The organism is Vibrio sp. QJM3NY_35 (assembly GCF_057785915.1).
Map to the genome: position 1 here is coordinate 1,953,052 of NZ_CM173507.1, position 26,566 is coordinate 1,979,617.

Consider the following 26,566-nt stretch of genomic DNA (forward strand, 5'->3'; position numbering starts at 1 on the left):
TATTATTTCCCCTGCTCTGCTGTGCTTGCTAATTCTGGGTTTAAAATTGTTTCTACTGAGTAGAAGCCTGTCCAACTGTATACTTTGCCGTTCAGTTCTACTTTGTGTTCAGTGTTGTCAGTCGCGCCAAGTTGGTTGCTGATCATCACTGTCACGTTTGATTTCTCTGTGGTGATCTCAACTACTGAACCGACATTGGTGTGAGCTACTACTTTGATATCTTTCACAACACCACGTGCACTTACAGATTGCTCGAATTCTTCGTTGAAGTAACCGTGCGTTTCAACAACAGAAGCAAACAGTGTTGTTTCGCCTTTGCTACGTAGAATGAATGCAGGCTCTGAACGTAGGTTGAAACTTGGATCGTTAGCGCCTGTGCGAGTAAAAATCACTTCAGCATTGTCGTTAGACGTTGCACCTAGCCACGTGTAGTAAGTGTTGTTTTGTAGCCAGCTTACAAGTGCTGTGCCCTTCACTTCACCGCTTGCCACGTTCCATAAGTGTTGGTAACCGAAATCGTCACCTAGAGTGTTCAGCTCTTTGTTTGCTTGGTATTCGAAGTTAGTACGAACAATCTGACCTTGATATTGGTGTGAGTAGTCGTATTGATGTTCGCCTTCGCCGCCTTTCTCAGAATCTAAACGGTAAAGGTCTAATAGTAGCGGAGATTCTAGCTCTTCAAGGTTTAGCATGAACACACTGCGTTGCATGTCAAAGCCTTGGTAGTGATCGTTAGCAAATGCACTCATACCGTTGATTTGCTCGTCTTCTACTTTAAAGAAGTGAGGTAAACCGTGTACTGAGTCTGCACGTTCAACATCAAAGTTGTTCTGACATTTTTCATCAATCGTTACTGCGTTGTGAGCAATCGTTTGACGAGCGTAAGATTTGTTTTCGTCTAGGTAACGGCCGCCGAATTTAGGCTCAACGTTCACCCAACGACAGAAGCCGTATTCACGCAGGACTTCTTGACCACGGTTGAAGAAAGAAATGCCCAGCGTATCGAAGTTGCCGTGACCCATACCGTGTTGACCGTAGTTCATCACTAGCTGAGAAACGTCGCCTTTCTTATCCTGCATGCGGATAAAACCTTGTGCGCCGTTGTGACCTTGAGGGCCTTCGTTCAACTCAACACTTGGCCAGAAAGGCATGCCGATTTCTTTCTCAGCAGAAGCGGCTTCGTAGGCTTTAGATAACTCAAGACCACATGGATGCATCCATACTGCGTCTTGAATCTTCGCCATACCGAGAATGTTTTGGTCTACGCCGTTTTCAGAAGAGTAATGCTTGCTGTAAACACTGACGGCAACTTGAACACCCATGTCTGTGATACCCATAGTACGAGAAGCATCATTCAGAGCCGGGAACTCACCGTTCGGGTAAGCCGTCGCAAGCATCGCTTGTACTGTGTTGCCAATCACGCCGCCTTTGTAGTTGTAGATATCAACTTCAGGCATGTGGCGGTGAATCACTTCAGCGAACACACACGTTGGGCGAATCGCATAACGGTGGTAGTAAGGGCCTTCCATGTAGTAACCAGAAGGTGCAAACAGTTGAGAAACTTGCGCTAAGAAACCGCCAGTGTCGTTACGGTCGATGCCGTACACTGACATTTCAAGGTACTCACGCTTGCCTAAAGCAAGACCACAGATACCGACAGCGGCTACTGCCCAAATACCGTGGTTGTGAATGCGGTCGAAGTCGTGTGCGTATTTAACGGTGAACATTTCTAGCATTGGTTCGAAAATGCGAGACTCAATGTTGTCACGTTGTTCTTGTGTCAGTGTTGAAGCAACACAAGAGTAAGCTAAGCTTGAGAACATTAACCAGCAGTGTTCGTTCAGAATTTGGTGGAACAAACGGCCGGTAGGGTTGGTGTTTTTCTGTACGTGGTAATCAAACGTTAGATATTTGTCTGCGTACTCTTCTAGTAATTCTGTAACAAAGTCAGCGTACTTTTGCTCTTTAGTGATCAAGAACATGCGACCAGCTAGATTCATGTACGTGTAATTTTGCTTATGGCGGTTATGTTCGTAACCCCCTGCTTCACCGTGACCTGGAACATCAATAGGTAAACGCATGAATGCTTCTAGGTCTTTCGCGTTCGCTGCAATGGTTTTGCCCATTAAGCTAGAACGGCCCACTTCAAGGTGAAGCTGCTCGATTTCAGCTTCAGTCAACAATACTGGTTTAGTCGTCATATTCTTTGTCACCCTCAATAAAGAGTTTATCTGCTTAAACTTTGATTAAATTCTCAAACTCCATATAAAGTAATACAATAAGAGCTTTAATTATACCTATTCGTTACCAAATGATGATTAGAGTCACATAATCAACCGTAAGTCATTGATGTGAATGACTAATGATAAATATCGGTCATTTATTAAGTTATTGATTTATTTACGCTATATAAAGTATCGCTTGATCAATATCACACAAATTTAGATATATTGTATTACAATTGAGCTCATTCCCTTATGATGGATGCAAGTTAAGTAACACTTAAAAGATTTAAACAGATTAGGAGATACACAATGAACTCTTTCTTTATCCTAGATGAAAACCCATGGGAAGAACTTGGTGGCGGCATTAAGCGTAAAATCGTCGCTTACACTGACGATCTTATGGCTGTACACCTATGTTTTGATAAGGGCGCGATTGGCCACCCTCATACTCATGAGATTCACGACCAAATCGGTTACGTAGTTCGTGGTAGCTTCGAAGCTGAAATCGAAGGCGAGAAGAAAGTGCTTAAAGAAGGCGATGCTTACTTTGCTCGTAAACACATGATGCACGGTGCCGTTGCTCTAGAGCAAGACAGCATCCTTCTTGATATCTTCAACCCTGCGCGTGAAGATTTCCTAAAATAACGAATAGCGCAACCTCAGTTGCTAAGGTAAGCATATGAAATCATTAAACATCGCGGTCATTGGCGAGTGCATGGTTGAGCTACAAAAGAAACAAGACGGGCTTAAGCAGAGTTTTGGTGGCGATACACTGAATACAGCACTTTACCTGTCACGCTTAACAAAAGAGCAAGATATCCAAACAAGCTATGTAACGGCGTTAGGTACTGACCCATTCAGTGCCGACATGTTGGAAAAGTGGCAAGCAGAGGGTATCGACACGAGCTTAATTGCTCAGCTTGATCACAAACAACCAGGGCTTTACTACATCGAGACCGATGAAACTGGTGAGCGTAGCTTCCACTACTGGCGTAGTGACGCTGCTGCGAAATTCATGTTTGATCAGCAAGACACGCCTGCTCTACTTGATAAGCTATTCTCTTTTGACGCGGTTTACCTAAGTGGTATTACGCTTGCTATCTTGACAGAGAACGGACGCACGCAGCTATTCAACTTCTTAGACAAATTCAAAGCTCAAGGCGGCCAAGTATTCTTCGACAATAACTACCGTCCTAAACTTTGGGAAAGCCAACAAGAAGCGATTTCTTGGTACTTGAAAATGCTTAAGTACACCGACACAGCACTACTTACGTTCGATGACGAGCAAGAGTTGTACGGCGACGAAAGCATTGAACAGTGTATTGCGCGTACGTCTGAGTCTGGTGTGAAAGAGATCATCATTAAGCGTGGCGCGAAAGACTGCCTAGTGGTTGAAAGCCAAAGCGCTCAGTACGTTGCACCAAACCCAGTAGACAACATTGTTGATACAACAGCCGCTGGCGACTCGTTCAGTGCAGGCTTCTTAGCTAAACGCTTGAGCGGTGGCAATGCGCGTGATGCAGCATTGGCTGGCCATATTGTGGCAGGGACTGTGATTCAGTATCCAGGAGCTATCATTCCTCTAGAAGCGACGCCTGATTTGTCTCTATAATTGCGCACTTTAACTATTAATCAAGGGTTTGCTTAGTTGAAAGCAGGCCCATTATTAACGTGAGAAAGAATTCATGACTACATTAAATGAACAACTAGCAAACTTAAAAGTAATCCCTGTAATCGCGATCAACCGTGCTGAAGATGCCATCCCCCTAGGCAAAGCACTGGTTGAAAACGGCATGCCATGTGCAGAAATCACACTACGTACAGAATGTGCAATCGAAGCGATTCGCATCATGCGTAAAGAATTCCCAGACATGCTAATCGGTTCAGGTACGGTACTGACTAACGAGCAAGTTGACGCATCTATCGAAGCGGGCGTTGATTTCATCGTAAGCCCAGGTTTCAACCCTCGCACTGTTCAATACTGTATCGACAAAGGTGTTGCAATCGTACCGGGTGTTAACAACCCAAGCCTAGTTGAGCAAGCAATGGAAATGGGGCTTCGCACGCTGAAGTTCTTCCCTGCTGAGCCTTCTGGCGGTACTGGTATGCTTAAAGCACTAACAGCGGTTTACCCTGTTAAATTCATGCCTACTGGTGGTGTGAGCTTGAAGAATGTAGACGAATACCTATCTATCCCTTCTGTACTTGCGTGTGGCGGTACTTGGATGGTTCCAACTAACCTTATCGACGAAGGTAAGTGGGACGAGCTAGGCAAACTTGTTCGTGACGCAGTTGATCACGTTAACGCTTAATCTGTTTCAGATTTAGTGATAAAGCCTCACCTCGGTGGGGCTTTTTGTTTTCTCGGGCTCTGCGAATTCAGTATTTGCCGTTATCGGTATCCGGAAGTTTGGAGAACTTAGCAACTTAGCAACTTAGCAACTTAGCAACTTAGGGTATCCCTGCTCCACCAGACGTATACGCCCAATAAAGACCTCTCCAATACCTTCCTATTAATCAAACTACCCACCAGCTTCACACTCGATGATATTACGTAGCATGCTATCTTAACGCTTCACAGAGCGCTTGCTTTGCTTGGAAAGCTATACTCAAAAATTTCATCTCAATGGAATCCAGCATCATCGAGAGACACAACGCCTAAACCTGAAGCTATTGTTATAGATAGCGCGGTTTCTCACTCTTATTTCCGCCCATTCGACAAGCTAAGAGTCCAAACGCTAAAGCCGTGGTCAAATCAAAAAGAAATGGGAAACGCGAAACAGAAATAAAGGCTTAAAAACAATAAGCTACACTTAAAAGCCGGAAACATGACTTAGCGATTGAGTATTGAAATTTAACGTGAATTCCATCGTAAAATCACGTCCAGTTGTAGCGTATTTGTTACGGTTATAATTAAAATCTTATAAATAAGGCAAACTGAAAGCTTGTTGCCTATATTGTAATACATATAAACATTTGCACTCCAATTTATTTTGAATCTAAAACAAATCGGGTGAACAATTTAGTTATTTAAAACAGCAACTTAAACAATAGCAACGTAAGTAAGTAAAAATCAATGCGACCTAGATCATACTAAAGACATATTGTAGTACAAATAAACCTTTGGACGCGTTAATCTAAGCCCAGTTAATTATGATATTTAAAAGGCTGAAAAGATGACTATTGATACTTTTGTTGTTCTCGCCTACTTCTTCTTTTTGATCGCTATTGGTTGGATGTTCCGTAAGTTCACCACCTCTACTAGTGATTACTTCAGAGGTGGCGGCAAAATGTTGTGGTGGATGGTTGGTGCAACTGCCTTCATGACACAATTTTCAGCATGGACGTTTACAGGTGCCGCAGGACGCGCATTCACCGACGGTTTCGTCGTTGTAATCCTATTCTTGGCCAATGCATTTGGTTATTTCTTAAACTACGTTTACTTCGCGCCTAAGTTTAGGCAGCTTCGTGTTGTTACAGCAATCGAAGCTATTCGTCAGCGTTTTGGTAGAAGTTCAGAACAGTTCTACACTTGGGCTGGTATGCCAGATAGCTTGATCTCTGCGGGTGTTGCCTTAAACGGTATCGCAATTTTTGTATCTGCCGTATTCAACATTCCGATGGAGGTGACGATTGTCTTCACTGGTGTTGTACTAGTGATCATGTCGGTAACTGGTGGTTCATGGGCGGTTGTTGCGTCCGACTTTATGCAGATGTTAGTTATAATGGCAGTAACCATTACCTGTGCTGTGGCAGCATACTTCCACGGTGGTGGTGTCTCGAACATTGTTACAAACTTTACTGGTGACTTTTGGGTTGGTAACAATCTCAACTACATGAGTATCTTCATTCTATGGATTGTTTTCATTCTTATTAAACAGTTCGGTGTAATGAACAATGGTATTAATGCTTACCGTTACCTGTGTGCTAAAGACAGCGAAAACGCACGTAAAGCTGCAGGCTTAGCAACAGTTCTAGCAATTGTTGGCCCGCTAATTTGGTTCCTTCCTTCTTGGTACGTTTCTGCATTTATGCCAGATTTTGTAAGTGACTACAGTGTTGGCGCAGATGCTGCTTACCTTGCGTTTGTGGAAAATGTGATGCCAGCTGGTATGGTTGGGCTATTGATGTCTGCAATGTTCGCTGCGACGATGTCTTCAATGGACTCTGGCCTTAACCGTAATGCAGGTATTTTTGTTGTTAACTTCTATAACCCGTTTGTTCGCCCAAATGCTTCGCAGAAAGAGTTGGTTATAGTAAGTAAGGCAATGACAATTTTTATGGGCTTGGTCATTATAGGCCTTGGCTTATACATCAACTCACTGCGTCACCTAAGTCTGTTTGATATTGTACTTAATATCGGCGCATTAATTGGTTTCCCAATGCTAATTCCAATCTTGCTGGGTATGTGGATTCGCAAGACTCCAGACTGGTCTGGCTGGGCAACATTAGTTGTTGGTGGTGTTGTTTCTTATATCTTTGGTATTTCATTACAAGCAGAAGATATTGAAAACTGGTTTAACCTAGATCAAGCATTAACAGCACGTGAGTGGGGTGACTTAAAAGTAGGTCTCAGTCTTGCTGCCCATGTTATCTTTACAGGTGGTTTCTTCTTGCTAACAATGCTGCTCTATAAAGGCCGTACGCCAGAGCGCGAAGCGGAAGTTGAAAAGCTGTTTGAAAACTGGAATACACCTGTTATCTCAGAAGGTGCAGAGCAGCAACAGTTAGATATGAAACAACGCAGTATGCTTGGTAAATTGATTTCAGTTGCAGGCCTTGGTGTTCTATTGATGGCATTGATTCCAAACGACATGTTTGGTCGCTCAATGTTCGTGCTGTGTGGCACAATCGTCTTGACAGTAGGTATACTATTAATCAACGCATCAAGAGCTACAGCTAAGATGACCAACGAGTCAGTTTCTAAATAGCCCAATCGCTAAAGAAAGCATCTAACACGTTAAACCAATATGAAGCCCATGTTATTCGATAACATGGGCTTTTTGTTTACCACTCAAAATTTCTGATACTTTTAAATCTGAATAGCACTTTAATGTGTCTTCTCCCCTTCCCTAAACCTTTCAATTACACCCGTTACACCCTTCTTTCAGACAGAGTTTTCTTACCTCTATTTTTTGTAATCGCACTTTCTTTTAAACTTTCCAATGGTTTGATCTCTTTCTGCTTTTCTTTCTGTTACTTTTAACAACTAGACAAACACAACAGATAATTACAATGAAAAAAACATCACTATTACTTGCTTCCATTACTCTGGTACTTTCCGGCGCAGCGCAAGCTGACCAGTTAGAAGACATTCAAAAATCAGGCACACTTCGCGTCGGCACCACAGGCGACTACAAACCTTTTTCTTACTTCGACGGCAAAACCTACTCTGGTTATGACATTGACGTGGCTAAGCATGTTGCAGAGCAGCTAGGCGTCGAATTACAGATTGTTCGTACCACATGGAAAGATCTACTGACCGACCTCGACAACGATAAATACGACATCGCGATGGGTGGTATTACGCGTAAAATGCAACGCCAATTAAACGCAGAGCAAACTCAGGGATACATGACCTTTGGTAAGTGTTTCTTAGTCGCGAAAGGCAAAGCAGAACAGTACGACAGCATTGAAAAAGTAAATCTATCTTCGGTTCGTGTAGGCGTGAATATTGGCGGCACTAACGAGATGTTTGCAGACGCCAACCTACAGAGCGCAAGCTTCACACGTTACGAGAACAACTTAGATGTGCCGCAAGCCGTTGCGGAAGGCAAAGTTGATGTGATGGTGACAGAAACCCCTGAAGGTCTGTTCTATCAAGTAACGGACGAACGGCTTGAAGCAGCCCGTTGTGAAACTCCGTTCACCAATAGCCAATTCGGTTACCTAATTCCTAAAGGCGAACAACGTTTGTTGAACACAGTGAATTTCATTATGGATGAGATGAAATTGAAAGGCGTTGAAGAAGAGTTCCTGATCCACAACTCTCTTAAGTAACGTCTTTTTCAATTTATACAGTGACAAAAAAGAGGCCAGCAATGCTGGCCTCTTTCGTTATGGTTTAATGGTTCGCTTAACCGTGAGTTATCACATTTTGCTGTACTAGCGCATCTAGGATGTCTGAAGGCATGGTGCCACTTAGTGTTAACTGAGGAGCAAGGTCTTCAACCACAATCACTTGTTCCGTGGTACCTAAGCCATCTGGGTTGATCGTAAGCTCAATGTCATCCCCGTCCACTTTCGCGTCTATCTGTTGTAGCAACGCGGTCATGTCTGGAGATGTGTTTTTAAGCTCCGGCAACACTTCTCTCAAGTCAATACTGTCCCCTTCCGACAAATCAAAGTCGGTAATCGTATCTTCAACACCATCTTCAATGTTAAGCCATACGAACGAGTCCATACCAACGCCACCAGTCAGAATGTCTGAGCCTCCGCCGCCAATCAGGGTGTCGTTACCGTCACCGCCAACAAGCGTATCATCACCTGCGCCACCTTCCAGTCGGTCATTACCTGAACCACCCGTTAAGTCAGTCGCATTAGCACCAGCCAGTAACTGAACATCATCGGTTTCCGAAGCCAAGTTGATATCAACCGCATTCGACACAATGTTCAAGTTCAGGTCAATCGATGCAGAGGTCGCTGTATCGTTGTTGTCAGTCTCTTCAGAAACCGCCTCAACTTTCAGTGTGTAGTTACCCGGAGCTTGAGAAAGCCCAACCGCTTGCAAGCTTTCGATTGCATCCGCCGTTGCCACCCACACACCGCCGCCAAGATCCGTCACAGAACCCGTAGTACTGGTGATTTGAGCGCCAGTAGGCACATCACTGATATGTAGCGTTAGCTCTTCTGTAATGTCCGTTAAGGCCGCGATAATCCCAACCAAAGGAATGCCACTCGCACTCACAGACTGACTCGCAGTAATGTTTCTCACGTAGTTAGTCGCACTATCGATAGACAAGGTTGGTGCATTCGCCACTGGCGTCACCGCGATGTTATAAACAACCGGAGCCGTTTCAATAGCGATACCAGAAGGATTACCACTGTCTTTGGCGGTGACCTCTAAGCCGATGTTGTTAGTTGGAGCCAAGCTTGCATCAAGGTAAACCCCATTCGGGCTGGTCGGTGTGTCAATCAAGGCATTCAGATCGCTCAGCGTCCCTACTAACGTCACCGAACCACTATTGTCACCATTAACGGTCACACTAGTACCAGCAGGTAATGATACGGAAAGTGTTCCGTAATCAACGGTCAGCGTTACTGTCATCAAGTCATTAGCAAAACTATCGACATAATCAGGGTCACTGACATTAATACCACTAAGCAGTTGTCCTGCGTCTTCATCAATCAACGTAGTGACACTGTCACCATTAACGACAGGAGTATCGTTCGAACCTTGTACCACGGCAGTGATTTCAGCGGTATCGGTTAGGAAGTCATTAACGCCATTCGTTGTCCCGTCATCCTCTACGGTATAAGTAAACTTAACATCACCGTTGTATTCATCTGCTGCGGTAAATACCCAGTAAGGACCAGTAATCATAGCATCATCTGCCCCACCGACGTTTTCAAAGCGTTGCAGTGTGCCTTGGCCTTGATCGAGCACCAGATTAGTCACGGTAATCGTGTCATTTTCCGGATCGGTCGTCGCTGCAATCAAATCCTCTTCCTTGATGATCAATTGACCTTCTTCGAGGATGGTGCCTAAATCGATATCCGTTGCATCCGGTTTATCATTCACTTCCGTTACCACAACACTGATTTCAGCACTGTCAGTTAGGAAATCATCGACACCGTTTGTCGTGCCGTCATCCTCAACGCTATAAGTGAATTTAACGTCGCCGTTGTATTCATCCGCAGCGGTAAACACCCAATATGGGCCCGTAATCGTCGCATCATCCGCACCACCCACGTTTTCGAAGCGTTGCAGTGTGCCCTGACCTTGATCGAGCACCAAACTGGTCACAGTAATTGCGTCATTGTCTAGATCCGTGGTCGCTGCGATCAGGTCCTCTTCTTTGATGATCAATTGACCTTCTTCAAGCGTGGTGCCTAGGTCAATATCTGTCGCGACTGGTTGATCATTAACCTCGGTGACTTCAAGGCTAATTTCAGCACTGTCAGTTAGGAAATCATCCACACCATTAGTTGTACCATCATCGATAATGGAATAGTTAAATTTCACGTCACCGTTAAAATCGTTATCTGCAACGAACAACCAGAATGGACCGGTAATCGCTGCGTTATCAGCGCCACCAGCATTTTCAAAGCGCGTTAACTGACCTTGTCCTTGAGTCAGGGTGACACCCGTTACGGTCAGGTTATGATTCTCGATGTCGGAGCTTGCCGCAATCAAATCACCTTCCACAATCACGATTTGACCATCTTCCGCAATCGAACCTAAATCAACATCCGTTGCAACAGGCGCATCATTTACTTCCGTCACTTTAATAGTAAAGGTCGTTTGATTGGTCTGTGCGGTATTCGGGTCTCCAGCGTCAATAAGACCATTGTTACCGCCGTCATCGAGTGTTGCGTTGATTGTCACCAACCCACCCTGATTGAGGTAGTTCTGGTCTGGATCCGGCTTGAAGGTCACCGCACCATTGGTCAATGCCGTATTGATGTCAGCTTCTTTACCCGTGATGACCAGTGAACCGTCAGGTTGCAGTACAAACGTCACATCTGGAGAGCTTGTAAACTCAAAGACGCCCTGTGCTCCTGGCAATGTTTGGTCAATTTTCAACGTCAGCGTATACGGTGCATCTGGGTTATCAAAACTTGCGTCTACGTCGTAGATGCTGAAGTTGTTAATCGCGACACCAGTTGAGTCTTCTTGCGTTTCAATATTGGTAACGTTGACGAACGTTGGTTGATCGTTGATAGGGTCAATCACTAAATCAACATCGAAGCTGGTTGGTGTACCCAGGTATTCAGTGTTGTCAGCATCAGTGTCCACAGAGCGAACCGTGATTTGTAATGGGCCAGTAATACCCAACGCATTACCTGTATCGCTGTTGTGTTGACCAGAATTAAATACGATCTTATCAAGCGACTGAGCAGGTACATCCAGCGTCCAAATCTGTGTGACAGGATCGTAGCTAGCCAACGTCGTACCGTCTGGATAGTAGATAGAGGCATCTTGAGGTACACCAGCCACCTCTACACGAAGTGTCTCTGGCGCATTTTCGGTATACGTGCCGCTGCCTGTTGCAGATAGCTCTTTATCCAAAATAGTCGCATTGATTTCGATATCAATGTTTTGGCCTTCATTGCCAGTAACAGAATCCGTTGGGTTGGTATCAACATCATCACCCACTGGCACCACATGCAGCTTAAAGCTTGGCAGATTAGATGCGGCAGTTGGTACGCTTAACAAGGATTCTTGAGTAAAGACAGCAACGCCAAATTCCGCAGTACCACTGAAGTTTTTAGGCGGTAGGATCGAAATCTCACTCAAATCAAATGACAACCCTGATGCTTGAGGCAGTTGAACACTCCACTCACCACCACCATTGTTCTTCACTGTATAAGCGGAGCCCGGATCTGCATTCATTAAGAAGCCATCAGGTACACCGGTGAACTTAATCGAAACGAACTGCTCTGAGCCGTCTAGGTCAGTGAGCGCAATAGAAACAGGCCCGGTTCCCGATAGAGAAATAGATTGGTCTTCGTTGCCCGTGATCTCAATGACATCAGGATCACTACCCGGCCCTGTTACAAGCACATCATCAACCACAGGGACAACTTCAAAGCTAACACTGGTATTGAACGTATCAGTATCGGTTGCCGTTCCGACTGGAGACGAAGCGTCATTGTAGGTAGCAGTATCGGTAATTGTTCCGCTGACATTCACTTGTACTTGATTAATGTCGTTACCCGTTGGGTAGTTGGGAGCAGGACGGAACAATACATTGTCCAGAGCGCCGGCATTAATGTCCGCTTCATTGAAGGTCACGGACGTACCAAGCGATACACCCGCACTTGTGTAAAACGCGCCGACACTTGTGTCATCCAAAGTCAGCGTAATAGATGTGAATTTTTCGTCACCACCCTCAACCCCACTGACTTGGTCAGTAATGGTTGTGCTGAAATCAAGCTGAATGTAAGTATCTTCGTAACCCACTGGATCTTGTCCCGGTTGACCATCAGTATCAACAGGATTAAACGAGTCATCAAGCGAGCCAACAACCGTAACATCAATGTCTGGATTACCTTCAACGTCAGGAGCGACTTTAATAACGACATCGGTCACCAAGGTTTTCTCATCACCAGACAGTGTATCTTTGGTTACTATTGTGATTGGTAACCTAAAGTCGCCAGAATAGTCGGCAGGTAGGTTGAGTAGCAGACCTGAGAAATCCGTTGGAACACCCTGCTCGACGGTTGTTTCAAACACATACTTCCCGTTTACGAAGTCAACATCACTGCCTCCTCCTAAACTGATTGGGAAAGTTATTCCTGGGGGAATGGTCACAGAGTCATCAATTATGATAGTCACTTGGTCTGTTGAAGCGTCTTCACCGGAGAATGTGATCAGACTATTTAAAGCAGTTCCCAAGTCTAACTGTGTGTCTTCTACAGCATCGACAACGCTATCTGGTGTCATCGTAATATCTGCAGCCACCTCGTTCCCGCCAACAAGCACTTCTGGGAATGACAAGTTCACCTCGCCTTCCCTCTGAACCGCAGCTGATGATTCAGTTTCAGCGCCATCACCTCGATCAATCACGGTACTGTAGATGGTCATCTTGATGTCATTGAAAACGCCTGGAAGGCCAGAAACTGGCGGAAACGCAAGACCGTTTGGTGCACTAATACTAAACAGATCTTCATTTGTTACCACCCAACGACCATTGCCTTCATAAGCGGCACCAATAACAAGCAGCTGGTTGAGGACAGCATCTGATAACGCCGAGTCGTCCACATTGGTCAGTTGAATCACTAGCTGGTCAACTTCTTCAATAGCAGACGAAGCATCAGTTTCTTGGTATCGAATAACGAACTCATCCGTAACCGATGTATTGTCACTGTTGGTTGTGAATTTGAGAACACCAGTTAGAGCATCCGCGACCACTGTACCCAAGTCTGTAAGACCTGCGACCTCATCTACAACCAGTTTGTTGTTAGCATCTTCAGGCTCAACCACTGGTCGCACACGAACATCAATCGAGCCCGTGATTGTTGCTGTTGCAATACCCTGACCTGGGTCAGTTGCATCAACATATTCATGATCGCGTTCTTCAATCATGACAACCGTATTAAGCGTAAAGTCGGTGCTCGAATCTTGCTCCGGTGTTATCTGAATAAAATTATTGTTCAGTGCTATCTGAGTGAACGCTTCTGGAGTCTGCCCGCTCTTAGGTGTGATGGTTAGCGTTCCAGCCGCAGCATCGTAGTTCCAAATCACATCACCGTTTACAACCACATTTTCAACACCACTTGGAATACCGCTGATAACGATTGAAGTGAAATGTTCGTCATCATCAATGTAATCTGTACCTTCTGGGTGCCAATCGATGTTGATCGCCGTATCTTCATCTCCTCGAGTCACAGTATTATAAGTCGCTGAAGTATCAATCCTTGGCTCAACTAAGATGCGAACTTCCTGATCAAAAGAGAGCGTATGACCATCATTCTCGGTCACGATCACTTTACCTTGGATGTGGATGTTCTCTGTCGACGAATCAACCGGTCTAATGCGGATACCTGAAGTTTTACCCGCTTCAGTAATGTTCGCTTCGTAAATGGGTTTAGAGAGATCAGGGCTACCGCCCGGTCCCGTTTCATAACCAACAAAGTTCAAGTCAATCACGGTACCATCGCCATCTTCCAGAATAACGCCATCAGGGATGCCTGAAAGAATAACCGTTATCGACTCTGAGACATCGTCAGGTAACGGTGTTGTACCGCTATCTGGCCTTCTCTCGCCCGACAATACAGTGAAATCGAGCTCAGCAAAGCTATCGCCATTTTGACTCTCTTGAATTGTGGTTTGAACGCCAGATGTTGTGCCATCGGTAATTGCTGTCCAAGCCGTACCGTTGGTACCGCCATAAGGAATATCGGCAACGCCTTTAACCTCAACGTTAACCGTTTTAGTCCCTAGGATTTCTTCATCAACTTGGGCACCAGTAGAGAGGTTTGCGGTATCCTTGACCACACCCGTAACTTCAAACGTGAAGTCAACATTGCTGTGTTTAGTCGGAACGATCTCTACGTTGGCTAGATCGGAATACGCCACTTCCTGATAATCGACACCGTTGATAGTGATTGTAGGAACCGGAGTAGTGGTTCCTAGGAAATAAAGCACCGCTCCTTCGGTAATATTGCTGATGCGAACAAACAGCTCTTCGGAGCCATCAGCGTCCACCGAGCCATTCATGGTGATCACTTCATCCAACGTGAAGGCATCTTTATTGGCCAGAGGACCTAAGTAGTCTGGATCATCAATATTGTCTTCATTAATACGGATTCGGTTAACACTGAACGAGCCTGGATCCGCATCGGCAGTCACATCAATGATAATGTTTTGCTCTACAGAGCGAGCCGTTGTCTTATCGTTTGCTCCACCGTTGGCTGCGTCATCGTATGGATTACGCGTCTCTTCCGTAATTGCGGTTGCTTTGAACTCAATTTGCCCAGAGAAATTATCAATAGGGTTAACCACGGTGCTATTGATATCTGCGGCAGCAATCGTGTAGACACCATTGACCGGCGTTAACACATTGCCATTTTGATCCAACAGCTCAAACTTCCCATCACCTTGAACGGCTTCTAGCTCATAGGTAATCGTCTCAGTATTACTGTTATCTTGCGACTCTGCATTCAGCTGAAGTATCACATTGTCTTCATCTTCGTTCACTTGATACTGATACGTGCTACTGGTGTCATCCCAAGTCGCAATATCCGCTACCGCTTCAATCTCAATTCTGAAGCTTGAATTTACTGTATGGTCAAGCGTGCCATTATTATCAATTTCGAGCTCATAACGAACTCTCCCACCAGTTTCATCCGAACTAGCGTGTTGGTCCGGAACAAAGAACAAGTTGTCTATCGTCGCGATAGTTTGTCTTGGTTCACTCGGGTTTGGAGCGAAGCTTTGTTCAAGTTGAGGAGGACCAAATACAATGCTCCCATTTGGCTCAGGTACTAATTCAATGTACTTCGAACTAGCACTATCAAAATAATAAAAAGTACCTTGGTGACTATCACCGCCGTTCGGGCTTTTAATCGTCAACTGCCCAATCGATTCGACATTGTCCTGATCGTAGAGATTAACTTGCAGCGCGACTTGCGCTGGTGCATTAGGCAAATTACTTTGGTTGTCTTGAGCATTTTCAAAATTCGGCTCATCGCCCGTTGCATAAGGTATAGTTGAGTCCCTGCCCGCATCCTCGAAAGTGGTCACTTTTAACGCGACAGAAGACGAATTTCGGTCTGTAATTGTTATATCTAAAGGTGTTTCAGAGGTATCTAAGTCTCCGTCCGTCGCGATCACGTTAATCGAGAAGTCGATAGTGTCAAGACCGTCATGATCAAGATAACCATTAGCTCTGAACTCAACCTCACCATTTGAATTTATGCGCAGTCTACCAAGTTCACGAGTGTCGATACCGCCACTACCATCATCGGTTTGTTCGTAAACTCGTATCTGCTGGGTACCACTGTTCAAATCAAAACTGCTACTGTAAGGCCCATTGTTTCCTGTTCGGAACACGATGTCGGCACCATTGCTAGTAATTCCCTCTATGCGAGTCAGTGCCGCATCATCTGCGCCCACATCTGTCGCATTCGCAAACATGTTAACTTTGGAGTTGCCATAACCTTGACCCTCAACTCGCGTGATCGATTGAGTGGTCACCAATGGAACATCATCAGTTACCGTAATAGTCAGATCGATCGCGTTCGATTTGTCTTGGTCAAAATCTTCAGCCACGACAGAGAAATCAAGCTCTATGGTGTTTTCATTCGCGCCATCTGGGTGCTTAAGTGGTTTAAACAATTCGAATTGATAGCTGTTGTTTGAGGTATCAAAAATGATTTCAAACACAGGTTGATTGCTGGTTACCGTCTGTGCAACATAAGTGAAGGTTGTACCGCTTTGTGAAACAGGCAGCCACTCTAGGCTTTCTCCATCAGAAGTTAAGCCTGCAATCACTAAGTTTTCATCAACCAATTCGTACTTAACAACACCATCAGCACCTTCATCAACGGTGAATAGCCCATTAATAATGGTGTCTTCAGGTTGATCGGAACCAATACCAGTAAGATCGTCTTCATCGACAACCGTTTCACCCGTCGGCGCACTCATTACTGGCGCATCGTCTAGCACCTCGATTGGCAATACATATTGGTTAGAATCATCGCCGTCACCATCAACCGCAACGACATCAAATGGAATCGTTAAGGTATTGGAATTCGGGCTTGTTGGATGGTTTAGAGGACCTAGCAACGTAAACGTATAAGAGCCGTCATTCGCTAGCGCGAGCGTGAAGATAGGAGTTCCACTTGTCGTCATACCTTGATAGGTCGTTGTGTTGGCGGCACCTGTGACTTCTGTAATAGAAATCGCTTCAGTTCCAGAGGTCAATGTCGCTTCAAGCGCAGAGATATTACGCAGTTCGTAAACCTCTACTTGGTCTGCACCTTCTGTGGTAACAAATGCACCTGTTGCTTGAGAAATCGCAGAGCCGAGATCATCTTCATCAACCACAAATGTGCTGGTCGCTGTCGTATCGGTAATGACAGGCACATCATCGGTGATAGTAACGGTCAAAGGTTTCATCACAGAGTCGGTATCGTCTTGGTCGACCGCGATCACTGGCAGAGTGAATACTTGATCGTTGTTGCCTTGCACAGGCAGATGATCGAGCTCTTCCAACAAAGTGAAGGTGTATTCGCCTAGCACTACACTACTAAAAGTGATGGTAAAGATATCCGTTTGAACACCCCCACTCTCAACGAAACCAATATAGGTTCCGCTGTTGGCTGGATCTTCTTTAAGCTGAACCACTAGGCCATCCGATTTCAAATCACCAGACGTGTTGAACTGAGTGGTATCAATACGGAAATAGCTTACATCATCACTTCCCGCTGTGAAAGCAATGGTTTCAGTTTGGCTAACAGGTAAACCCGGAGAAGAACCATCAATCAGATTTGCTTCTTCCAACGCGACAGTCGGTACGGTGTCGATAGTTGGTGGCGCGCCATCGGCAATAGTTAACGTCACGGTAGACGTCACGATATCGCCATCTTTATCTTCAGATGTTACGGTAATCGTCTTAACGATATCACCACCAGAATGATTCAGGTTTCGATTAGGCTCAAAGCGCACATCACCTTCAAGCGTGATAAACAACGAACCTTCCGTAAATACAAACTCTTGCTCACCAGTGATGGTTTGCACCAGAGACTCTTCAGGCTGACTACCATAAGTAAATTTGGTTATGGTGGCGCCATCAGCACTTTGCGCAGGCATCACATCAAATGTCGTTGTGGTAGGCGTGCCCGTGCTTGGTTCAGTGATGCTAAGCGCACCAGACTTCATTAACTGGACATCATCGGTGATGGTTACTGAAAGCGGTTTAGACGCTGAAATATCGCCATCGGTGTCTTGCGCGTAAACAGAAAGATCAAAACTCAGATCGTTGCTTCCTAAGCCATCAACGTGATCCAAACGCTCAAGCAGCGTAAAGGTATACTGGCTAGGATTAGTATCATCAAAATCTAGGGTGAATATGATTTTCTCACCACCCGAACCATCCGTCGTAAACGCAATGTAGTCGCCAGAACCCGCAGGCTCCTCACGTAAACTCAATTCAAGGCCATCAGACTTCAACACGCCGTTGGTATTGAACAGCCCAGCTTCAACGACTATTTTTCCAATGTCATCACTGCTCGCTAGCGAGGTGATAGTCTGAGTCACACTGACAGGCGTTCCGCTAGGTGTCGAACCATCCGCAAGTAAGCTTTCCGACAAGCTGACACTTGGCACAACGTTGATTGTTGGTCCATCGCCATCAACAATCGTAAGCGTGACTGTTGATGAAAAGGTATCTTTATCAAAGTCAGAAGACGTAAACACAATCGACTTAACAATGTCGCCCGCAGAATGATCTAGATTTCGGTTTGGTTCGAACCTTACATCACCGCTTAGCGTGACAAACAGTGAGCCTTCAGTGAAAACAAATTCCTGCTCACCGCTGATGTTTTGATTTAATGTAATCGCAGACCCACCGTCATAAGTGAACTGAGTAATGGTCGCCCCATCAGCACTTGGTGTAGGCATTACATCAACAGTAGCAGTGGTTGGTGTTCCAGTATTTGGCTCTGTGATGCTTAACGTGCCATCTTGCATCTGTTGAATGTCATCTTGTATCGTTACCATGACATCGCGTTTAACCGAATCATCACCATCGGTATCAACGGCGTAAACAGGCAGGTTGAAGTTGAGGCTGTTATTAAGATCACCATCAAGGTGATCTAACGCCTCAATCAAAGTGAAGGTGAACTGCCCTTTATTAACGCTATCAAAGCTAATCGTGAAGACATCGGTTACATTACCTGCCCCATCATCGGTATAGCCAATGTAATCACCTGGAGAAGACGGATCTTCTTTTAGCTGAACAACAAGACCATTTGATTTCAGCACATCACCTGGATTGAATTCGTTGGTCGCGATTCTAAAGTGGCTTAAGTCATCACTACCCACGGTGTAGGTAATGGTTTGTGTTGAACTCACAGCAGAACCACTTGGCGTTGAACCATCTGCGAGGTTGACTTCCGATAAGTTCACGCTAGGAACAACATCGATGACCGGATCAATCCCATCTTGAATCGTCAACGTGACATCCGCGGTATCGGTATCGTTATCAAAATCACTGGTCGTCACGACTATCGTTCTCACGATATCACCCGCTGAATGGTCTAGATTTCTACTTGGTTCAAAGCGCACCTCACCTTCAATCGTGATGTACAGTAAGCCATCGGTTACGGTAAAAACTTGTTCTGTAGACACAGTTGGGTCTAACGTAACAGCCGTGCCACCATCGTAGATAAACTGAGTCACTTTCGCGCCATCAGCACTCTGTGTCGGCATAACGTCGATTGTTGGCGTGGTTGGCGTACCCGCTGCTATATCAGCAAGTGAAGGCTCAGTGATACTTAACGCCCCATCTTGAACGCCTTGTACATCATCGGTGATCACCACGGTCATTGGCGACATTGCAGAATCATCACCATCGGTATCAACCGCTAAAACAGGGACATCGAAACTTAGAGTATTGTTTTGTAATCCATCTGTATGGTCTAACGCTTCAAGAAGTGTGAACGTATATTGCCCTAGATTGGTGGTCGAGAAACTGATGGTGAAGACGTTGGTTTCTACGTTAGAGCCGTCCTTGACGAAGCCAATGTAATTACCAGAATTCGCTGGCTGCTCTTTTATCTCAACCTCTAAGCCATTGGACTTTAAAGCTCCAGACATGTTGAACTGTGCTGGGTCAATTCTGAAATAACTAACATCGTCACTACCCTCTGAGTAGGTAATAACTTGAGTCATCGTCACTGGATTGCCGGTTGGCGAAGAACCATCTGCGAGATCCACTTCTGAGAGCGTAATTCCAGGGACTAAATCGATCGTTGGAAGATCACCATCGGTAATCTTCAATGTCACGGTAGATGAGACGATATCACCATCAAGGTCAGTAGATGTAACAACAATCGTCTTGGTAATATCACCACTCGTGTGATCTTGATTTCGCACAGGCTCGAATCGTATCTCACCTTCTGTGGTAATAAATACAGAACCTTCAGTGAACACAAACTCTTGCTCGCCATTCACATTGAGATCAAGGCTTTCTGCACTGTTTCCATCAAACACAAATGAAGTGATTTTTGCTCCATCTGCGCTCTGATTTGGCATCACGTCCAGAGTATTCGATGTTTCGACGACTCCAGCAGGCTCACGACTGGTTATTGTGCCGCCTTGCATCAACTGCACATCATCACCAATAGTCACGCCAAGCTGAGAGACTAACGAATCGTCGCCGTCACTATCCACCGCATACACAGGCAGATCAAAATTCAGGTCGTTGTTGCCACGTGCATCTTGATGATCCAAGGCTTCGATTAAGGTAAAGGTGTATTCACCTAAGGTTGTCCCAGAAAAACTCAACGTAAATACTGTGGTTACCGCATTCGACGAGCTGGTTGTAAATCCGATATAGTTGCCCGACCCTTGCGGATCTTCACGTAATTCAACAGTTAAACCATTCGATGTAAGTGCATCGTTGGTATTGAATTCTGCTGGTTCAAGGCGGAAACGAACCACATCATCACTTTGATTGGTCAAGGTGATGGTTTCGGTTTGACTTACCGCACTGCCACTTGGGGCTGAACCATCCGTCAGGTTCGTTTCAGATAAGCTAACCGTTGGAATAACATCAATGGTTGGAATATCACCATCGGTGATCGTTAACGTAACGGTTGACGTGACTGAGTCTTTGTCGAAATCGCTTGAGGTCACCACTATCGACTTAACAATATCGCCAGCCGTATGGTCAAGATCTCGATTAGGCTCAAAGCGAACTTCACCTTCGAGGGTAATGTACAGTTTGCCTTCTGCGAAGATAAACTGCTGTTCGCCTGCAATATTTTGATCGAGGGTGTTTACGACGCCATCATAAGTGAACTGAGTGATGGTCGCGCCGTCAGCACTTTGGTTTGGCATGACATCAAAAGTAGCCGTGGTCGGTGTACCAGCCGCTAAATCAGCGACGGTCGGCTCGGTAATATTTAGCGCACCACCTTGCATGATTTGAACATCATCATCAATCGTTACACTAAGCTGCGATACCAGTGAATCATCACCATCACTGTCTACCGCATAAACAGGCAGATCAAAGCTCAGATCATTGTTCGCTAGGCCGTCAACATGGTCTAGCGCTTCAAGTAGAGTGAAAGTGTATTCACCTAACGTGGTTGAAGAGAAGCTAATGGTAAACACGGGGACTTCAGCGCTCGAGCCGTTGGTAATAAAGCCTATGTAAGTGCCCGGATTAGCAGAATCTTCTTTTATCTCGACCGCAAACCCATTCGATTTCAGTACACCACCGACATTAAACTCCGTTGGTTCAATGCGGAAACTCGTCACATCATCACTTTGGTTAGTGAAAGTAATCGTCTCGGTTTGACTTACTGCGCTACCGCTCGGGCTAGAGCCATCGCTAAGGTTAGTTTCAGATAGAGTAACGCTTGGCACGGCATCGATGGTTGGGATATCACCATCGGTAATCGTCAGCGTAACCGTTGCTGTCACGGGATCGTTATCGAAGTCACTTGAAGTCACCACAATCGACTTCACGATGTCTTCGCTCGTTGTGTGGTCTAAATTACGATTTGGCTCAAAACGCACTTCACCTTGAAGAGTGATGAATAACTCTCCTTCCGTGAAGCTGAACTTTTGCTCGCCATTGTCAGTTTGATCAAGTGTTCGAACTTGACCATCGTAGGTGAACTGAATGATTGTCGCACCGTCAGCACTTTGCATTGGCATCACATCGATGGTTTTGGTCGTTACAGTACCACCAGCCAAATCAGCAACATTCGGTTCAACGATATCTAATGTGCCGTTTTGCATGACTTGGACATCATCACCGATAGCCACATTGAGTTGAGACACCAGTGAATCATCACCATCTTTATCAACAGCGTAAACCGGCAGGTCAAAGCTTAGGTTGTTATTTCCTAGCCCATCAACGTGATCTAACGCTTCCAACAGTGTGAAGGTGTATTGACCAATATTGGTATCCGAGAAACTAATCGTGAACACGTTCGTTTCAACATTAGGTGCCGTCATCACAAAGCCGATGTAGCCACCAGGCGTACTTGGGTCGACTTTCAACTCAACCGTCAGTCCATTCGATTTTAGAAGGCCGCCAATATTGAACTCAGTAGGTTCAATACGGAAACTCGTCACATCATCACTTTGGTTGGTGAAGGTAATCGTCTCAGTTTGACTGACCGCACTGCCACTTGGAGCAGAACCATCACTCAGGTTGGTTTCAGATAACGTAACACTTGGTACATTATCAATGGTTGGAATATCGCCATCGGTAATGGTCAGCGTAACCGTTGAAGAAACAAGATCGTTATCAGAATCACTTGAGGTCACCACTATCGATTTAACAATGTCTCCACTTGTGTGGTCCAAATTACGATTAGGCTCGAAACGCACGTCGCCTTGTAGGGTGATATACAGCGAACCCTCAGCAACATCAAATTTCTGTTCACCCGTATCGCTTTGGTCAAGTGTTAGTGCCGCTCCACCATCATAGGTAAACTGAGTAATGGTCGTTCCATCAGCACCTTCTTCATCGAGAACATTAACCGTTGTCGTGGTCGGCGTGCCTGCCGCTAAATCCGCAACCGTTGGCTCTTCAATATTGAGTGAGCTATTGACCATCACTTGAACGTCATCGGTGATCGTCACCTCCAACGGAGACATCAAAGAATCGTCACCGTCGCTATCGACGGCATAAACTGGCAAGTTGAATGTTAGGTCGTTATTCCCTTGAATCGGCGTGTGGTCAATCGCTTCGATAAGCGTAAAGGTGTATTCACCCAAATTAGTACTGCTGAAATCAAGAGTGAAAACGGTAGTTTCAGTATTCGAAATATCAGTCGTGAAACCGATATAATTACCCGAACCTGCAGGTTCTTCTCTAATCTCGATCACCAGACCATCGGACGTGAGAGAATCGCCAACATTAAATTCACTAGGCTCTAAACGGAATTTCTCAACATCGTCACTTTGGTTGGTGAAAGTGATCGTCTCGGTTTGACTAACCGCGCTACCACTCGGGTTCGAACCATCACTCAGATTCGTTTCAGATAAGCTAACCGTTGGAATAAGATCAATGGTTGGGATATCGCCATCGGTGATCGTCAATGTAACCGTTGAAGTCACCGAATCTTTATCGAAGTCGCTTGAGGTCACCACAATCGACTTCACGATATCTTCGCTCATGCTATGGTCGAGATCGCGTTTTGGCTCGAAACGTATTTCACCTTCAAGAGTGATGAACAAGCTACCTTCTGCGAAGTTAAACTGCTGCTCGCCTGAAATGCTTTGATCGAGTGTATTTACGACACCGTCATAGGTAAACTGAGTGATAGTCGCGCCATCTGCACTTTGATCAGGCATCACATCAATGGTGTTGGTTGTTACAGTACCGTCAGCAAGATTTGGCTCGATGATATCTAACGTGCCGTCTTGCATGATTTGAACGTCATCACCAATGGTCACATTAAGCTGAGATACCAATGAATCGTCGCCATCGCTGTCTACCGCATAAACTGGAAGAGCAAAGCTTAGATCGTTTTTATCTAGGCCATCCACATGGTCTAGCGCTTCAAGTAAGGTAAAGGTGTATTCACCTAACGTGGTGCTTGAGAAGCTTAAGGTAAACACAGGAACTTCCGAGCCAGAACCGTTGGTAATAAAACCGATGTAAGTGCCCGGATTAGCAGAGTCTTCTTTTATCTCAACCGCAAACCCATTCGATTCCAGTGCCCCGCCGACATTGAATTCAGTTGGTTCAATACGAAATTTAGCTACATCATCACTACCAGCAGTAAAGGTAATCGTCTCGGTAGCGCTGACCGCACTTCCGCTTGGAGAAGATCCATCAGCAAGGTTGGCTTCTGAGAGAGTAACAGGCGGGATCAAATCAATAATTGGGTCTTGGCCGTCAGTGATACTTAGCTCAAGCGTTGAAGTGTCAGTGTCTCCATCACCATCTTCAGCTAAAAATGAGAACTGTTTTACAATGGTTTCACTGTTTGTATGGTCAATATCGCGCGCAACTTCAAAACTAAAATCGCCATTTAGTGAGATGGTTACAACACCCTCAGTAAAACTGAATGTTTGAACAGCATCTGGCAGCAAGCTCTGATCTAGTGAGTAATCAACACCATCATAGTTAAAAGATTGAATTTTCGAGCCATCAGCGCCTTCGAAGTTGAATAGGTTATACGAAACAACGGTATCGCCGGCTAAAGTTGGTTCCGTGACTGACTCAACTTTATCAACTAGCTCAACAACATCATCTGTGACATTGATGAGAATTTCAGCAGCTTCTGGTGTGTTCGAACCGCCAGATAGTGCGGAACGATCTCCATCGGCATCAACAGCATAAATTGGCAATGCAAAAGTTAGCAGCGCATCTTCAGCGCCTTGATGAGAAAGTTCTTCATAAAGATTAAACTCATAGTTGCCCAATGAAGGGCTATCAATTTTAACGTCAAAGACCGTAATTCTCGATCCATTGACCTCTACATAGCCTTCGTAAGTTCTTACACCGTTGGTTTCACCAACCAACTCGAGTAGCACCACCGCACCATTAGAAATCAAGGTGCCACCCGTATTAAATTCCGTCGGCTCCAGTTCATAATGGTCGATGATGTCGCTTTCGAAAATATCGGCAGTGATACTTCCGCTCCCCGCTACAGGCGCGGTTCCCTCTTGTGAGCCACCAATGATGCCGGCTTCATCGACACTAATACTGTCGACATTAGTAATGACTGGGCTATCGCCATCAGTGATAACAATGTTGATGTTATTGGTTACAACATCTTGGTCGAAATCGGTAATCGTGATCGGTAAATCGAACGTCAGTGAATCGGAGCCCACTTGTTCTATTGGATTAAACTGCTCGAATTTATAAGTACCATCGGTATCTAGTGAGATGGTGAGAACAACCTCACCTCGGCCTTGGATGGACAGAGTAATCGTTGTTCCATCGTCAGAAAGTCTCGCAAGCGTGTTTTGATTGTCACTGAGCAACCCATCAAACTGGTCGAGTGCGCTTGCATCAAATACGGCTGATTGAAGGATATCACTACCAATAATTGAGAACGTCCCTTCGATTGTCGAGCTGCTAGTTTCAACGTTAGTGATATTGACACTTTCAACAGACGGATCTATCCCGTCAAACACCGAAACCTGTGCGTTAACGAATGTTGCTAGCGGATTTCCAGCAGTGTCTACGCCTTGAATATCAAAGGCAATATCTATTTGATCGCCAGTGTAAGAAACCTGACCACCGCCAACAGACGGTACATGATCAATCGGCTGAGAAATCGTTGTGGTTAGAGAAAGCTCAATGTTATTACCAACACTGACGGCATCAATGTCGATACGTAATACTTCGTCGGTACCTTGAACACCAACGATAGAGTTCGTCGCCGCGTCATACGTGAAGGTGACGGGCTGACCACTTGAAGTAATGTCGCTGTTTAATTCACTAAGCAGTGAAACTAGGGATAGCGTTTCTGGTACGAAAGAGTCAGGAGCGAGAGCTAAACTACCAGCAATAATCGTTTCTGTGGTTGTTATAGATTGGGGATAAGTATTGCCAGATATGGAGCCTTCAGTCAGTGTTTCACTGATTGATTGACCACCCGAGGAACGAGTGATCGACCTGAATTCTTCTCTGTCTTCATCAACGGTTTGTTCTGCTAAACCAGCGGTCTCAAAGAATGTCGATGGATGAGTTTCTGTATAGTTATAATCAATCGTCACAAAGCCGGCATTCGCAGAGCCTAGTCCGCCACCAGCCGCTGTTGCCTCTAAGATTTGAGTCGGATCGGCACCACCTAAAATAGCTTCTTGGATTGCAGCAAATTCATCATCATCAAAATCTCCAGCATCGGCTTGCTGTAAGTCAAAATTAACTTCTCCAGCGATCGGAGCATCAGCCCACGCTAAATCTTGATCAACACAGCCAACACAATTGCTTGCCACCTCAGTGACACCGTTTGGGGTACCTAATACAACCTCTGCTTGGTTGGCAGTGATAACAATCTCGTTTTCACGAATAATATCGCCAGCTGAAATTTTTCGTGCGCTTCCGTCAGACTTAACCGCAATGACTTCTCCACTCACTGCCTCTACAACTGCAGCTTGGCGCGAAACTTCAATACCCATATATCCCCCGAGGTCACAAAATGCTGTATTGCCCAACATCGTGAAAATAATAGTAATAACGGTTTCAGGCTTAAATTATATTCAGAACTTATTCTCTTCATTAACAATCAATTACGTAGACAGATGTATGTGATGAGTCAGTTCCGTTTCGCCTGTTTTTTTTATAGTTTACTTACTCTTAAGCCTAGTCTTCCCCATAAAAAATGCCATGTCTGTGCTAAGAGACGTCTTTTCTAATATTTAAGCTTTCTTTGAAAGCTTAAAAAGACTAGCTAAAAGTTAGTAGGATGCCGATTAATATACAAGTGATTTCACAATGTAATTGCACCTTTTCATTTTATAAATATAT

General features: G+C 45.1%; 7 protein-coding genes. 5 read left to right on the forward strand and 2 right to left on the reverse strand.

Features of this window, described 5'->3' with window-relative positions; all coding sequences use genetic code 11:
* Positions 1-2: 2 nt before the first annotated feature.
* A complete protein-coding gene (locus AC3CH3_RS08900) occupies positions 3-2,201 on the reverse strand; it encodes a heparinase II/III domain-containing protein (RefSeq protein ID WP_171330558.1) in 2,199 nt (732 codons plus the stop codon).
* A 333-nt stretch (positions 2,202-2,534) separates the two neighbouring features.
* Here AC3CH3_RS08900 and AC3CH3_RS08905 point away from each other — a divergent pair, with 333 nt between their 5' ends.
* From AC3CH3_RS08905 to AC3CH3_RS08925, 5 genes are all read left to right on the forward strand, one after another.
* Positions 2,535-2,870, forward strand: a complete 336-nt coding sequence (locus tag AC3CH3_RS08905) for a cupin domain-containing protein (protein ID WP_009846518.1) — start codon at positions 2,535-2,537, stop codon at positions 2,868-2,870.
* 34 nt (positions 2,871-2,904) lie between these two features.
* The gene (kdgK, locus tag AC3CH3_RS08910; RefSeq protein ID WP_488536995.1) at positions 2,905-3,837 is read left to right on the forward strand and encodes a 2-dehydro-3-deoxygluconokinase; all 933 of its coding nucleotides are present in this window, start codon (positions 2,905-2,907) and stop codon (positions 3,835-3,837) included.
* Positions 3,838-3,910: 73 nt separating this feature from the next.
* Positions 3,911-4,537, forward strand: a complete 627-nt coding sequence (locus tag AC3CH3_RS08915; protein WP_017069898.1) for a bifunctional 4-hydroxy-2-oxoglutarate aldolase/2-dehydro-3-deoxy-phosphogluconate aldolase — start codon at positions 3,911-3,913, stop codon at positions 4,535-4,537.
* A gap of 864 nt (positions 4,538-5,401) precedes the next feature.
* On the forward strand, positions 5,402-7,156 hold the full coding sequence (locus AC3CH3_RS08920) for a sodium:solute symporter family transporter (protein WP_488536996.1): 1,755 nt from the start codon (positions 5,402-5,404) through the stop codon (positions 7,154-7,156).
* 304 nt (positions 7,157-7,460) lie between these two features.
* The gene (locus tag AC3CH3_RS08925; RefSeq protein WP_488518035.1) at positions 7,461-8,225 is read left to right on the forward strand and encodes a transporter substrate-binding domain-containing protein; all 765 of its coding nucleotides are present in this window, start codon (positions 7,461-7,463) and stop codon (positions 8,223-8,225) included.
* Positions 8,226-8,301: 76 nt separating this feature from the next.
* Here AC3CH3_RS08925 and AC3CH3_RS08930 read toward each other — a convergent pair whose 3' ends face one another.
* Positions 8,302-26,217 (reverse strand): retention module-containing protein, encoded by a 17,916-nt coding sequence (locus AC3CH3_RS08930; RefSeq protein ID WP_488536997.1) that lies wholly within the window; start codon positions 26,215-26,217, stop codon positions 8,302-8,304.
* Between the last annotated feature and the right edge of the window lie 349 nt (positions 26,218-26,566).